General features: G+C 62.9%; 13 protein-coding genes. 1 reads left to right on the plus strand and 12 read right to left on the minus strand.

Going from position 1 to position 14717, the window contains the following annotated elements; genetic code table 11:
- Positions 1-69 precede the first annotated feature (69 nt).
- The 10 genes from ACVWWJ_RS11940 to ACVWWJ_RS11985 form a co-directional block, all read right to left on the minus strand.
- Positions 70-951, minus strand: a complete 882-nt coding sequence (locus ACVWWJ_RS11940) for an MBL fold metallo-hydrolase (RefSeq protein WP_456968005.1) — start codon at positions 949-951, stop codon at positions 70-72.
- Between the two features lie 4 nt (positions 952-955).
- Positions 956-2668, minus strand: coding sequence for a S9 family peptidase (locus ACVWWJ_RS11945; protein WP_456968007.1), 1713 nt, complete (start codon positions 2666-2668; stop codon positions 956-958).
- 264 nt (positions 2669-2932) lie between these two features.
- A complete protein-coding gene (locus tag ACVWWJ_RS11950; protein WP_456968008.1) occupies positions 2933-3166 on the minus strand; it encodes a hypothetical protein in 234 nt (77 codons plus the stop codon).
- A gap of 14 nt (positions 3167-3180) precedes the next feature.
- On the minus strand, positions 3181-3975 hold the full coding sequence (locus ACVWWJ_RS11955; RefSeq protein WP_456968009.1) for a DUF1698 domain-containing protein: 795 nt from the start codon (positions 3973-3975) through the stop codon (positions 3181-3183).
- Positions 3976-3985: 10 nt separating this feature from the next.
- Entirely contained in the window at positions 3986-5071 is a 1086-nt protein-coding gene (locus ACVWWJ_RS11960; RefSeq protein WP_456968010.1) for a CgeB family protein, read from the minus strand.
- A gap of 9 nt (positions 5072-5080) precedes the next feature.
- On the minus strand, positions 5081-6178 hold the full coding sequence (locus ACVWWJ_RS11965; protein ID WP_456968011.1) for a CgeB family protein: 1098 nt from the start codon (positions 6176-6178) through the stop codon (positions 5081-5083).
- Positions 6175-7290 carry a CgeB family protein gene (locus ACVWWJ_RS11970; protein WP_456968012.1) on the minus strand — a complete coding sequence of 372 codons (1116 nt, stop codon included), beginning with the start codon at positions 7288-7290 and terminating at the stop codon, positions 6175-6177. The genes ACVWWJ_RS11965 and ACVWWJ_RS11970 overlap by 4 nt, the downstream gene beginning before the upstream one ends.
- Entirely contained in the window at positions 7278-8378 is a 1101-nt protein-coding gene (locus ACVWWJ_RS11975; RefSeq protein ID WP_456968013.1) for a glycosyltransferase family 4 protein, read from the minus strand. The genes ACVWWJ_RS11970 and ACVWWJ_RS11975 overlap by 13 nt, the downstream gene beginning before the upstream one ends.
- Positions 8357-10384 carry an NAD-dependent epimerase/dehydratase family protein gene (locus ACVWWJ_RS11980; RefSeq protein WP_456968014.1) on the minus strand — a complete coding sequence of 676 codons (2028 nt, stop codon included), beginning with the start codon at positions 10382-10384 and terminating at the stop codon, positions 8357-8359. Before ACVWWJ_RS11980 ends, ACVWWJ_RS11975 begins: the two co-directional genes overlap by 22 nt.
- The gene (locus tag ACVWWJ_RS11985) at positions 10381-11496 is read right to left on the minus strand and encodes an NAD-dependent epimerase/dehydratase family protein (RefSeq protein ID WP_456968015.1); all 1116 of its coding nucleotides are present in this window, start codon (positions 11494-11496) and stop codon (positions 10381-10383) included. The genes ACVWWJ_RS11980 and ACVWWJ_RS11985 overlap by 4 nt, the downstream gene beginning before the upstream one ends.
- 225 nt (positions 11497-11721) lie before the next feature.
- Between ACVWWJ_RS11985 and ACVWWJ_RS11990 the strand changes: the two genes are divergently transcribed.
- On the plus strand, positions 11722-12735 hold the full coding sequence (locus ACVWWJ_RS11990; RefSeq protein ID WP_456968016.1) for a UDP-glucuronic acid decarboxylase family protein: 1014 nt from the start codon (positions 11722-11724) through the stop codon (positions 12733-12735).
- 1 nt (position 12736) lies between these two features.
- On the opposite strand, the gene ACVWWJ_RS11995 is transcribed toward ACVWWJ_RS11990, so the two are convergent.
- Complete coding sequence (locus ACVWWJ_RS11995) at positions 12737-13726, minus strand: Gfo/Idh/MocA family protein (protein ID WP_456968017.1); 990 nt, start codon at positions 13724-13726, stop codon at positions 12737-12739.
- Complete coding sequence (locus tag ACVWWJ_RS12000; RefSeq protein WP_456968018.1) at positions 13723-14709, minus strand: MDR/zinc-dependent alcohol dehydrogenase-like family protein; 987 nt, start codon at positions 14707-14709, stop codon at positions 13723-13725. The genes ACVWWJ_RS11995 and ACVWWJ_RS12000 overlap by 4 nt, the downstream gene beginning before the upstream one ends.
- Positions 14710-14717 lie beyond the last annotated feature (8 nt).

Raw genomic sequence — 14717 nt, forward strand, 5'->3', positions numbered from 1 at the left:
TGAGCGTCTGGGGCAGGATCAGCGCGCGGAACCACACATCCCTGAACGGCGTGAAAGCGACCCCAACCTTCAGAACTTCTTCCGCGACAAGGGCCACAGCGCATCAGCGGGAATCGCCGGAGAGCGGCCGGATAAACGTTCGAATTCTGCCGCGTCGTGACTGCAGAAAATGGAAACGTCATTGCCATGCTCAGCTTTGAGCGTGCGCAGGCGATCCTGGTTTTCGAAACGGGCTTGCCGATCTTTCTCCAGCATCCACTGGTAAAAGCGAAGCCCTGGCGTGCAGCACGGGTTTTCCAGGCGCATCTCGTGTTCGTGAAAATAGGCGTCCGCCGCCAGCAACTGCCACCCGTTCGCAGCGCGCACCGCGATTCCGCAATGGCCGTGCGTATGGCCTGCCAGCGGAATAAGCAGGATGTCGTCTGTGACCTCCATCGGTTGGACGCTGTTAAAACCGAACCAACCTTCGCCTTTATCGACGTCGTAGGTTCTCCATCGTTCGCGATGCTGCCACTGCTGGGGGCGGAACCGTTGCCGGTCCATCCACGTGCGCTGAGCCAGCGCATCATCGCGCTCGCGGCGCAACATGTGCACGGTCGCCCACGGAAAATCATCCAATCCACCAGCATGGTCAAAATCCAGGTGACTCATGACAATATGCCGGACGTCGTGCGGGGAGTAGCCGAGCGCTTCCACCTGACGTATCGCCGTCATGTCTTCCCGGAATTCGGGCTTCACCATCGCAAGAAAGAACCAACTCAGGCGAGAAGATGGCGCGCGAACGTCCTTTAGCCCGAAGCCGGTGTCTACCAGCACCAGGCCGTCCGCCGTTTCGATCAGCAGGCAGTGACACACCAGCTCCCCGCGCGTCCACACCGAACGGCTTCGACCATCCATTAACCGCCCGCCCATGGGGCAACTTGAGATCGCGTTGAGATGATGTATGCGCATGATGTCAGGCTCGCGTCAGCAACCAGTGCGTGCAGCGACGGTTGTAGTCAACCCGGTGACTGGGGCGCCCAGAAGACGACATGGAATGGTCGCCGCCCGGGTACACGACGAGGGTAACGTCCGCCGTCGATTCCCGTATGGCGCGGCTAAAGAGCTCCTCGCTTTGACCGAGCGGACACCGGGCATCCTTTTCACCTTGCAGAAAGAGAGTCGGCGCTTTCAGTTTTTCGAAAGTGAGCAGGGGCGACAGCCGGCGGTACGCTTCCAGATCTTCCGTGGCTTCTGCATTCACTGCGTAAGGCGTGACGTAGAACCCGGTATCCGAGGTACCTTGATGCGAAAGAACATTGGCCACGGGAGCACTCACGATCCCCGCAGTAAAACGTTCCGTTTTCCCCAACGCCCATGCCGCCAGGAATCCGCCGTAGGATTTCCCGGCACAGCCAACCCGCGAACCGACCAACCCCTCCAGGCAAAGTGAATCGATCACTGCAAGATATTGCGGCAGGTCGCGCTCACCCCAGTGTCCGCGAAGCCGCTGCGCAAAAGCCGACCCATAGCTGCTCGACCCGACGGCATTCGGTGCCACGATCATCCAGCCCTGCTCGCACAGGGAAAACCAATACATCTGTCGATCATGTTCGATCGGGACGACACTCTCAGGCCCACCATGCATGTACACGAGAGTGGGCCACGGCCCGTGTCCGGTCGGCGGCTTAAGGAGCCACACATCGATGCTTTCATCACCTCCCGCTCCGTCTGGCACACGCATACGCCGCATGCTGACCCGGGGACGGGTGCGTGTTTTGAACCAGCTGTTGAACTCGCTCTGGCGGCGCAGGTCGCTGCCGTCCCACCGGCAGCTATACACTTCGGCCGGCTGTCGCATGGTCGCCCTCACGAATACAAGCCTGTCGCGCTGTGCCGTGATGGCGGTCACTTGCTGAAGAGCGGGGTGTACGAGTGCGTGGTCGCCTGTCCCGCAGTCGACGAGCGCGACAGATGCCCTGCCCCGATGTTCCACCACGACAGCCAGCTGATCGCCCCCGGAAGCCCAGATGCAACCGGCCGCAGCCACCTCGACGTCACCTTTCATGGCAGGCCGGTGCCCCCCGCGCGCAACGTCGACGAGGAACAGGTGCTTGAGCGCTTCTCCTTCCGTCTCTGACCCCGTAACAGCCAGCAGCTGGCTGTCCGGCGACCAGGAGAGGCCAAGGACAGTGGCGAGCCCATGGGTGAGTTGCCGTTCCGACGATCCGTCGGCGCTGGCCACATACAGGTCGCGAAGGTGACGCTGGCGTCCCGCGCGGGCGCGGACATACGCAATGCGGCGCCCATCCGGAGAGAACGATGCTTCGCGCACGTCAACGTCACCGCCTACGAGAATCTGCACCGCGCCGCTGGCAGTATCCAGCACCGCCAGATGACTGCGTTCACCGACGACCGGGCCGCTCCCATCCAACTTGTAGGGAAGGAAGCGCGCAACAACAGGCCGGTGCTCCGCTTCAACGTCATCGAGCTCGTCCTCCGCCCAAGGCACGGAGAGCAGCAACAGCAACCGGGCGCCGTCAGGTGACCATCCTTCGACGCTCTTCGGGACATGCTTCAGATGGCCGCATGAACGAGCCTCTCCGCCGGCCACGGAGAGCAGGAAGACCTGTTTGCCCTTCCCGCGAGAGGACAAGAAGGCAAGGATCTCACCCTTCGGATCGAGCACCGGGCTGCTCGCGGTAGATTCACGTGATGTGATGGGGCGTGCCGGGGCCGTACCCCGGGCAGCCCACACGACGGATTCGTACTTGTCAGCGCCCGCCTTCGCTTGCGAAACGACCCACGTGCATAAGTCATGAGCGCAGCTGCCTCCAAGCGAGGTGAGGTCGCGCAGTTCGTAGATGTCTTCCGGGGCGAACGCAGGCATTAAGTGTGTCTCTGCAAGAAGGGCGCCCGGAAGAATCCGGGCGCCAAGGCCGCACAATCGAACTCAACGATTCTGATTGTTCTTATTGTTTTCGTTGTTCTTCTGGTTTTCGTTGTTCTTCTGATTCTCGTTATTCTGGTTCTTCTGGTCGTTCTGATTATTCTCGTTGTTCTGCGTCGCCATGATTCCGCCTCCACTGCTCCGGCCCTTCGCCGGCAGTTGTGAGGCTGCGCCAGCTGCCGTGAGTAATCCGGGTGCATCGGCTGCTTCCGCGTTGACATAGCCAAACGTCGTCACCTATGTATGCGACGTCATCGAACCTGTTGCATCTGTCCGATGAGTTGCCTGCATCGTGACGCTGCAGCAGCCGCGCCGGAGCCCCGGCGGCAGATCAGGATGTCCGCTGCCGTCTGTTTCACCTCGTACCCGGCAGAACGGACCATGGCGCGAAGTCCGGAGGGATTTGGCACCCACCAGTTGGTCGGGTCGCCGGCCAGCTCGTGCTCCACGAACGACATGCTGGGCCACCCGTCTTCGCGTAGACGGTCGCGACCGAGGAAGCCGGGGTCGCTTTCACCACCCGGTGGTCCTGTGACTCCCTGCTTGGCAAGGCTTTGCACCAGCAGCGTGTCTGTGCATACCGCAGCCGCGAGGTCGAGGCCCAGTAAGGGATGGCGCAAATGATAGAAGACACCCAGGAACAGCACGATGTCGAACCGCTCCGCGGTGGTGGCCAGTCCGTAGACGTCGCCGCTGCGTACGAGCATGCGATCGCCGAGGTGAAAGGCCTCCTTCACCCACGCGGCCTGCCGCAGGTAGTGAGGATCGTGATCCATGGCGGTGACTCGCGCGCCCCGGCGGGCCAGCTCGACTGAGAAGAAGCCCGCATTGCAACCGATGTCCAGGACGGTCCGCCCCTCCAGGTCATCGGGAAGGTGGCTCTTGAGGGCGTCCCATTTGTACGCCGGATAATCACCCAGGGGATGATCCGGCGCCGTCTGGCGGCCATCCGGCAAGTGGAGGTTGTGGAACCAGGGACCCATTGCCTGGATCACGTCGCCGCTATCGGCCCCGGTGGGATGCGACTGCAGGGTATCTCGGCTCATGGCATCACTCTCACGCGCCCCGCATGGCGAGAGCCATGCCGGCGGCTTCAGCAAGGAGGTCGGGCAGCGCTTCCGCGCGGTGTGCTGCCGTATGTTCGCCCATCACCCGCGCGCGGGCGCGCGCCCCCATGGCGAGGCGTTCGCGCTCGCCCATGTCCTTCAGGATGCGGAGCACGGCGTCGGTCGTTTCGGCCACGAGGATTTCCGTCCCGACCTGGAAAATGGTGTCCAGTCCGTCCCATGCGTCAGAGATCGTCGGGATACCGCATGCCGCCGCTTCGAACAGGCGCACACTCGGCGACCATCCCGCGCACCGCATGTCGTCACGCGTGACATTGAGCGTAAAGCGTTGGGCGTTGTAAAAAGCACGGTGCTCGCTGGGTGGAACGTGATCGGTACGCGTTACGTTGTCGGGCCAGGCCAGCGTCGGCGGATACATCGGCCCTGCCACGGCAAACCGGCCATCCTTCCAGCGCTTCGCCGGCTCAATCAGCATCGAGCGCACGCGCGGCTGCCGGTCGTCGCTGTACGTACCGAGATAGCCAAGGTCCCACCGCACGGCGGTGTCGTCCGGAAAATAGGCCTCGGTATCGAAAGCGCAGTACAACGCCCGTGCGCAACGTGCGCCGAACTCGCTCTCGAGCCGTCGCAGCGTCGGTCCTCCGGTGAATGACAGGTAGAGGTCGTATTGCCCGATCTGACGCTTCGCCAGGTAGGTCTCGGCACCGGCAGCCAGCTGCGCCAGGGTCACGGGTGTATCGATGTCATAGAAGGCCGTGACTCCCCGTGCCGTGTCCAGTACCCAGTCCCCGACCGCTACGCCATCAGGGACATAGGAACCGACCACCACCGCGTCAGCTTCTCCGATCCGTGCGCTGAAGCGGTCGCGCAGTGCCTCGAGCGAACCGTAAAGCAGGGTCTGCGCATAGGACGGTGCAGGCAGGTCGCGGTGCGGCGCATACCAGGGGACGTCGCGTTCCAGGAAGGTGACCCGGTGGCCGAGTCGGCTGAGCTCGCGAAGCAGGCCACGGTAGGTCGTCGCATGGCCGTTGCCCCACGACGAAGTGATCGACAAGCCTAGGAAGACGATATCCACGTTGCGGTGTTACGTCGAGGCGGCGATGGCAAGTGCCGAGACGCTTCGTCCTGCAAGCAGCGCCTCGATCTGCCGGGCCCTATGCGCATAGGTGTGTTCCGCGAGGACCCTGCGAAGTGCCGCCGCACCCATCGCCTTAGCTTGCCGATCGTCCAACGCCTCCACATGGGCCGCCACCTCGTCGCCTCCGCCGGCTACCAGCACCTCCTTACCTGGCTCGAGAAACATGTCGATACCTTCCCACGCGTCGGTGATGATGCATGCGGCCGCCCCGGCAGCTTCAAAGACACGTGTGGCAGGCGAGAACCCGTAGCGAGCCATGGAGTCGCGGCTGATATTGAGGACCGCCCGCGGCGACGCATTGAAAGCGTTGTGGTCATGCGTGTAAACATGGCCGACATACGAAACGTTCGAAGGCAATCGCTTGTCTTCCCAACCGCTTCCACCCAGAACGAATGTCCTTTCCGGCAAGGCCTCCGCGGCAGCCAGGAGGAAACGTTCGACCCGACTCTCCCTATCGGGCAAGCGATTCCCCACAAAACCGAGGTCGGCGGTGAAGGCGGGATTGACTGGAGCGGGATGGTGCGTGTGCGGGTCCAGGGCGTTGTAGACCGGCTCGCAGTGGCGCGCTCCCAGGGCCATGTAGGCATCCACCACCGGCGCGCCACCGCCATAGGTACAGATCAGATCAAAACGCGGAATGAGCCGGCGAAAAGGATTAACGATCGTCGCATTGACGCTGTCGAGCGTGGCTGGCGCGTCGACATCCCAGAAGATAATGGTGTTGTTCGGCTTTTTCAGGCTCAGGACCCCTTCTTCCAAGGTTCTGTCGAGGACACCGACGCCGCTGGTTTTCACGATGACGTCGGCACTCGCAGCGTCATCCAGTGCTGCATGCGTCGCATCCGTAGTGGCCGCGTAAACCACGACGCGAGCCCAGTGCGGATCTTCCATGTCGCGGTGCTGTTGACGACCATAGGCGTCGGGCTCGTAGAAGGTGATCTCGTGGCCGCGCTCATGGAGATGTCGAATCAAACCACGGTAGTAGGTTGCTGCCCCGTTCCAATAGGCCGACACGAGGCTTGAGCCGAAGAAAGCGAATTTCATGCATATGTCCTCGACGCGGGCGCGTCGTCAAGCGCCGCATAAATGGCTAGCAATTCGTCTACGCGGTGGGCGCAGGTATGGCGAGCCCGAATGTTGGAAAGGGCGTGTGACGCCATGTGGGCAGCGAAGTCCGGGTCTTGAAGAAGCATTCGCATGGCACCCTTCATGGCTTCACCGTCGCGTGCCATCAGGAAGTCGTCTCCCGCGCGGAACAGGTGTTCCTGATCCTCCCAAGGCGCACTGATGAGCGGGATCCCGCAAGCCATGGCCTCGAAGGGCCGGATGGTTGGAATCCCGGGCAGCGCCTGGACGTACGGCCCTCGCGGCACGTGAACGGTGAACCGGTGACTCGCAAACACCGTGGGGACCTGAAAGTTAGGCAGCCATCCGGCAAACGTCAGCTCCGTTCGAGCCACGGTCTCCAGAGCCTCCGTTGGGTAACGTACCCCATGAACGGTGCCCGTGAGCTTGAGCTCTCTCGCCGGGTCCAGAACGAACTCGCGCAACTCGCGGGTTCTCTCCCCGTCGCCCCAGTTTCCTATCCACACCAGGTCGTGACGGCGCTCGACGGTTGGCATCGGATGGAACATCCGGATATCGGCGGCCTCGTGCCAGGTCCACGCCTGTGCCGCCCATGCTCGCTTCACATACATCTCGCGTATGACTTCACCAAACGCGAGAACACCGTCGTACCCGGAGAGATCGTACGCGGCCATGGAGGCTTCGTCCGTCACCGCCCGGTGGTGGGTATCGTGGAAGAACAGCCTGTAGTGACGACTGTTATGCCGGTGGCGCCCGATACGGGCAACCAACTCATGTGTGTTCCACTCATGGACAAGCACCATGGTTGCCTCATCCAGGGCCTCGTCAAGGTCAAGCGTCGCCTCGTCGTAGATGCGACTGGTGAGCGCAGGGTAGGCCTGGTGAAATCGCTCCACGGGGGCCATGCCCTGTTCGGCAATCAGCTCCTGCCGGCTCCATGCGTCGTGTGGTTCATACACGGTGACGCGATAGCCGCGCGCGAGCGCCTCACTAGCGACTCCACGCAAGAAGTGCGCGTTCCCATGGTTCCAGTCCGAGATGAGGGAGTGATAAAACATCACGATGTGCATGGCGTTGTCCTCTCGCGTTCCAGGCTCCGGTACGTTTCTCGCCACCGATTCACCATGTGTTCGGCGGAGTAGCGTCCGGCGTGCCGGCGAGCTCGGGCTCCGCGGGCATGAAGCGCTCGGCGGTCGCTGGACAACGCATTGATAGTGTCGGCAATAGCGCGCGGATCATCGGGTGGCACGTAGCACGCTGTGTCTTCCCACAATTCACGCAGCGAGGGGACGTCGCCCAGCACGAGCGCGCACCCCGCGAACGCAGCCTCGAGAACCGACAGACCGAAGGGTTCGTACCGTGCTGGCAACACGTAAATAGCCGCACGTGCGTAGAGGCTGGCCATACGAGCCTCGCCAAGACCGCCAAGCAGCTCGACATGGTCGAAAACCACGGAGCCTCCTTCGGGATGACGAACGTCCCCTGCCACACGAATGGGCCACCGGCTCATGGGAGCCGCTCTATCCAGCATTGCGACATTCTTCGCCTCGTCCCAGATGCGCGCCGCGCATAGGGCGAAAGGAAGTTTGCGCGCGCACCGGAAGTCATCGGGACGCCGCCCGTTATGCAATACCGAGGTCCGCGCGAGACCCCCGTAAATGTGCTCCAGGTCGTCGAGCATGCTACGGGTCGGTGCCGCGACGAGGACTGCTCCCATCAGCCCCGACTTCACGCGGCGCCGGTAGTCGTTCCATTCCGGTCCTGGCAGCGTGCCGCGCACGTGTTGGAACCATGTCGCCACGCAGGAGTGCGCGACCACGACGCAGGGCGCCGGCCATGGCAGATTTCCGTGACAAAAGTGGTTGAGGTGGACGATATCCGGAGCAAACGAGCGCGCCAGGCCAAGCAGCCACTCACCAGCCTCTGCCTGATTGGCATCGGTGGCCTCTCGCATCCATTCCAGCGGGTAATCACGGTGCTCGAGCCGGAGGCCGGAGATTGCCGCAGCCGAACGAAGCCGTCCGCCGTCCGGCGCGGGTCCGAGCACCGCCAAAAGCACTTCGATGCCATGGTGTTGAAGCCCCTTCGCTAACTCGAGCGAGAAGGTCCAGACGCCGCCTACTGCGTCTGTGCTCATCAGGATGCGGCGGATAGCCATGCGCGCTCGCGGGTGGATGTTCCATTGCGAAGCCAGTGGTAGAGGCGTTCGACGCCGTCGGCAGCGCCGACCGTTGCTCGCCAACCGGTTGCCGCCTGGAAGGCGCGAGTGTCGGAAACGTAATAGCGCTGGTCGCCGGGCCGCCACACGGACCGGTTGATGATGACCCGGCGGCGCGTGAGTTCTTCGATCCAGTCGACTAGCTGCATCAGGCTGATGGTGTTATCGGGACCCCCTCCCAGGTTGAACGCCCTCCCCTGAAGCTCATCTATCCGCCGCGCGGCAATCAGATAGGCGTCGACCGCGTCGTCGACATAAAGAATGTCGCGCACCTGCATGCCATTTCCGTACAGCGTGATGGCTTGTTTCTGAAGCGCCCGGATGAGGAAGTGCGCCACCCAACCCTGATCTTCGGTTCCGAACTGGCGCGGCCCGTAGATACAGCTCATGCGAAACACCACGGAGGGCACGCCCATGCAGCGCGCGTAGTCCCGGATGTATTGGTCGGCGCCGCCCTTGGAACATCCATAGGGGCTGTGGAAGTCAAGGGGCCGGTCCTCGCTCACTCCATGGGTCAGCCAATGCGGATCCACGGGTTGGTAGCGCCCATCGATCGTTTCGAGATCGATGTCTTCAAGACCGCCGTACACCTTGTTGGTCGACGCAAAAATGACCGCCGGAGGACGGGCTTGCCGGCGCGCTGCCTCAAGGACGTTGAGCGCGCCACCCAGGTTGACGTCGAAGTCGGTCATGGGATCGTCCAGGCTCGACGTCACGGCGACCTGCCCCGCCAGGTGGAAGATTTCCTCGGCGCCGCCGATGACCTCGGCCAGCTGATAGCGGTCACGGATGTCGCAGGGCGAAAATTCAATGAGGTCGCCGTGGCGCCCTCGCAGCCAAGTCAGGTTATCTTCGACGCCGTCCCGTGCGAGGCTGTCGATGATTCGAACGCGCCGGCCGACAGCGGCGAGGCGATCGACGATATTAGACCCTATGAAGCCGGCGCCACCGGTGACCACAGAGACCGGCGCGTCTGTTCGCAGCGAGGTCGGCCACGCCGCGGCGGCGCGGGCGCCCATAAGGCCGTGGTTGGACCACAACCGGTACAGGAGCTTCGGCCTTCCGTCGGCGTGCTTTATGCCAAAGTGATAGTCGCGCTCGTCATTGTGAAAGCCGGCTTGGGAAGATCGTGCTGAAGCAAGGTCGCGTAGCGAGAGCAAATACACCCGCGCGACGGGAAGACGGCTCGCCTCCGCCATCACCCGAACCTGCGCGAATTCATCATGCCGCCAAGTGGAGTATCCGGTTTCGGTCAACCAGACCTCAGCCGGGTGACCGTGCGCGTGGAGGACGTCCGTTACCTGCTTGACCCTGGTTTCCCAGGGCTCGCCCGGCATGTCGTAGCTCCCGGGGAAACCATGGATGCCGACGACGTCGATGTAAGCCATCAACCCATTCTCGAACATGGCCTCCAGCCAATGCGCATCGATCGGAGACATCCCGCCGAGAACCGTCTTCTTTCCCCGTTGCTGCGCCCACGCGGCGGCATTGCCGACCATCTCGCAGAATTTCGTCCAGCCACGGTCCAGTCCGTAGTTCCACTCGACGAGGTTGTTTGGCTCATTCCACAACTCGACGTATTGAAAGTGGTCGCCGTAGCGAGTGATGCACACATCGATGAAATCCGCAAAGTCCTTCAGCAGGCGCGGCGGTGCAGCTGTACTCGGTTTTTCACCCAGGGAGGGAGGGGTGTAGAGAAAGCACGGCAATAGTTCAAAGTGCTTCGCAAGCGCAGGAATGAGCCAGTCATACCAGTCCGGGCCACCATCACGGAAGTAGTCGGCCCATGAAACGCCGATGCGCAAGTGTCGCACCCCGAGCTCCCGGAGCTCCTCGATCGACGACTCGGCAAGGCTCCGGTCCCCCATGCAGAACCATTCGAGCATGCCGATAACCGGGCCATTGTCAGCGTCATTGCCCCGGTGGCCTTCGGCTGCGGGGCTCATAGCGTCAGGCCCCGGCGTTGCAGCTCCGCACTCGCTTCAACCACCCGGTCGACGGCCGTCGCCGTCGCGAGCCAGGCGACCAGCTCCTCCATGCCGTTGCTCATGTCGACCTCGGGGCGATAATTCATCAGCCGCTCCGCCAGCCCGATGTCCCCCACGCAGTGACGGATGTCGCCCACCCGGTATCGTCCCGTGACTTCGGGACTCTGGGGCCGCCCTGCCGCCTCTGACAACAGTCGCGCGATCTCGGCGATGGTGTAGGCGTGACCGCTTCCGACGTTGATCACCTCGCCAACGGCAGACCGCGAGTCGTAGGCCAGCCGACAAGCTCGTGCCACATCGCGCACGCTCACGAAATCGCGCTGCTGAAGGCCATCTTCGAAGATCGAAGGCGGATTTTCGTTCAGCAGGCGCGCCGCAAAAATCGCCAACACCCCTGTGTAGGGGTTCGACAAGGCTTGGCGCGGGCCATAAACGTTGAAGAAGCGAAGTGCGGTCGTGGGGATGCCATAGGCTTCACCCACCATGAGACACAGACGCTCCTGGTCGTACTTCGAGAGCGCATAGACCGACGAGAGGTCGGGCTGCTTCGTTTCGTCGGTCGGCACGGGCTGCAGAAGGTCGCCCTCAGGGCCGACCAGTTCCCACTCCCCGCGTTGAAGCAGTTCTCTGCTGCGCCGTTTCCCCGGTAGCCGCCGGCCATGAGCGTCCGTGTACATCCCCTCACCGTAGATGCTCATGCTCGATGCCACGACAAGGCGCTCGACCGGACGCTCCGCCAGTGCCTCGAGCAAAACGGCCGTCCCGAGGTTATTGATCGACGTATAGCCTGCTATCTCGTACATGCTTTGCCCAACGCCAACGGCAGCGGCCAGGTGGTATACGCCATCTATGCCGTCAAGGGCCCGGCGTACGGCGTCCGGGTCCCGCACATCGCCTTCCACCAGCTCCACCTCGGGGTCGAGGTAGGACGGCCGGCGACGTTCCGGGCCATGCACCTGCGGGGCCAGGATGTCGAGTGCGCGAACGCGATGGCCGTCGGCAAGGAGCTGGTCGCTGAGCCAGGAACCGATGAAGCCGGCGCCGCCGGTGATCAGGATGGACTTTCTCATGCGCTTGCTCCCGACGAGAGGCAGCCAGCATTGACGTAGCGCGCTGCAGGAGGGGTGAATTTCCCTGGCTCTCATCTCGACATTGCTTAACGTGCATCGGCCGGTCAGCTATGTCGCGTCGAAGGTCGGAATCCTTCACTCCTGCCGGACGTTTTGCCTCTCATCCTCCAAGGCGCCGATGGTCCCATCGACACTCTCACGTTGCAGTCAGATGAGGATCTGGACATGGCAAAAGTCTCCGTCACCAACGGATCAGGATCGGCGCCCATGCAGTCGCCCCACGTAGTGATCGCCGGCGCGGCCGGCTTCGTCGGCAGCCATCTGGTTGATCGCCTGCTCGACGAAGGCTGTCGCGTTACCGGAGTGGACGATCTCATCACCGGCCGATTGTCCAACCTCGAGCACCTGGCCGATCACCCCCGGTTTCGCCTTCTCCAGCATGACATCTCGCTTCCGTTCGACGTCGGCGGCGCCGTCGACTGGGTGATGCATCTGGCAAGCCCGGCATCGCCGCCGAAGTACCAGGAATGGCCCATCGAGACGCTCGAGGCCAACAGCTTCGGTACCCATCATCTTCTGCGTATGGCGCTTAGCCACGGCGCGAAATTTCTCCTGGCCAGCACCAGCGAAGTGTATGGGGACCCCCTTCATCACCCGCAGCAGGAAGACCAATGGGGAAACGTCAATCCCAATGGGCCTCGCAGCATGTACGACGAAGGCAAGCGCTATGCGGAAGCGGCTACCATGGCTTTCCACAGGCACTACCGGCTGCCTGTCCGGATCATCCGGATCTTCAACACCTATGGCCCGCGCATGGATCTGCGTGACGGACGTATCGTCACTAACTTCATCTGCCAGGCCCTGGCGGGTGAACCGCTCACCATTTTTGGTGATGGCGCGCAGACCCGCAGCCTCCAGTTCGTATCGGACCTGGTCGAGGGAATCGTGCGGTACATGGAATGCGACCACTGCGGACCGATGAACCTGGGTAATCCCGTCGAGCAAACGGTCAGGGAAATTGCGGAGTTGGTGATTCGCCTCACGGGGAGTTCGTCTACGCTCGCCTTCAGCGCCCTGCCCGAGAACGACCCGAGACGGCGGCGCCCGGACATCACCCGCGCGCAGCAGATGCTCGGCTGGAGCCCCCGGGTGCCTGCCGACGAAGGACTGGCCCGCACGATCGAAGCCTTCCGCCGGGAACTTGAACTTTCGTCCCCTCGGATACCGAGCGTCGCGTGACTCACGCACCGTAGATTCGATCGAGGACATCGGCGAGAGCAATCAGCGACGCGGCTTCCGGATCGAAGGCCCGCGAGCGCTTCAGGCCCGACGCCCATTCGATGATGGCGCGTCCACCCCACGCGTCCGGCGGGCCGGCCAGCAGCGTCCGGTCGCGCCCATCGAACCGCTCGAGTTGGAAGTCGTAAAAGGACCCCTCGAGATTGCGCAGACCGATGCCGCCATGTGTGCCGTAGACCCGGAAGGAGATCTCCGCGTCACATCCCACCGGCAGCTTCCACGAACACGCCAGATCCACCACGGCGCCCCCGCGCACGACGATGGTCGCTGTCGCGTAGTCTTCAACGGTATCTGCTCTGAGATCCAGGGGCTGGCCCTCGGCGAAGCAGTTGCCGCGCACATCGACGACGGCGGGATTGCCGAGCATCCACAAGGCAAGGTCGACCAGGTGAATTCCCAGGTCGATGACACATCCGCCACCCGATTGCTTCCGGTCGTAGAACCACTCCTTGCCCGGACCATAGGCATTGTGAAAAGTCGCCTGGACGGCATACACCGTGCCCAGTTGACCTTCGAGCACGGCGCGTCTGGCTGCAGCCATGCCATTGAGAAAGCGATAGCTCAGATCGACGCCTAACCTGCGGTCCGCGTTCCTCGCGGCTTCCACGACCCTGCGAACTTCCAACCCGTTTCGGCCCAGCGGCTTCTGGCAGAACACAGCCATTCCGCGCTCTAACGCTTCAATGGCCTGACTGGCGTGCGCCGCGCTCGGCGTGGCGATGACGACCCCGTCGATAGCCTGCTCAAGGAGCGCCGCGTAGCTGCCGCATTCGACGGCGGACGGCGCCAGCCGGAGCGCCTCAGCGATACACGTGGGATCGGGATCCGCCAACGCGGCGACCTCAACGTCACCAGTGCTTATAAGGGCGTCCAACCGATGACGTCCAATCCAGCCCACGCCGGCGAATCCCAGCCGCAACCGTTCACTCATGCTTCCGCTCCTGTCAGAACGACTGCCTTGACCAGACCTTCCATCCGGTCTCTTGCCGCTGCAAGGCCCTTGCCGAGATCGGCCAGCGGGAAGCGGTGCGACACCAGCAGCGAAAGATCCAGACGTCCGCTCAACACGGCGTCGACGGCCTGCCGCATTCCCTCGGCGGCCACCTGCGGGTCGCGTTCGTGCGCGTTGATGACGTCGATTCCGCGCCAGTTCCAGAGCTGCACGTTGACTGGCCGAAGGCCGTCCTGGTGATAGCCGGCGATGATGAGCCTGCCACCTTCGCCGGTGAACTCACCGGCAAGATCCAGAGGCCACGGCTTCCCGGTGCACTCGAAAACGCGCGCGCACAGGGCGCCGCCGGTGGCGTCGTGCATCGCAGCGATCACGGCATGGTGGTCACGCATCGGCACGGCCTCCGCTGCTCCGCAACGCATGGCCAGTTCCATCGCCGTGTCGGAGCGAGCGACAGCGATGACTCGTGCCCCAGCCTTCACGCAAAGCTGGGTCAGCGCCGCCCCGATGAAGCCGATCCCGACAATGGCCACGGTGTGGTGCGCCTCCACCCCGGCGCGGCGAAAGATATTCATCACACAACCCAGCGCCTCACCCGGGAAGGCTTCGCCGTCGAGTGCGGGCGGTAGCGGGACGACATACGCGGCCTCGGCAATATCGTACTCGGCGTAAGCTCGATAGCTCAGGGCAGCGACTCGCTGCCCTGGGGCAAGGTCCGTGACGTCGTCACCCACGGCATCGATGACGCCCCACCCTTCATGACCGAGGTCACCCGCGGGCATCGGGTAGCTGAACCAGTCACGTCCTTCGAAGGCGGGAAGATTGGAGGCACAGATGCCGCAACCTTCAAGCCGGATCCGCACCTGAGTGGGCCCCGGGATTGGTAAGGGAGCTTGTTGCAGGTGGATACTTCCGGGCGCAACGAGAACCGCTGCCTGCATGCGAAGAAAATCAGGGGACATCGCTACTC

The sequence above is a fragment of the Luteibacter sp. HA06 genome, assembly GCF_054061215.1.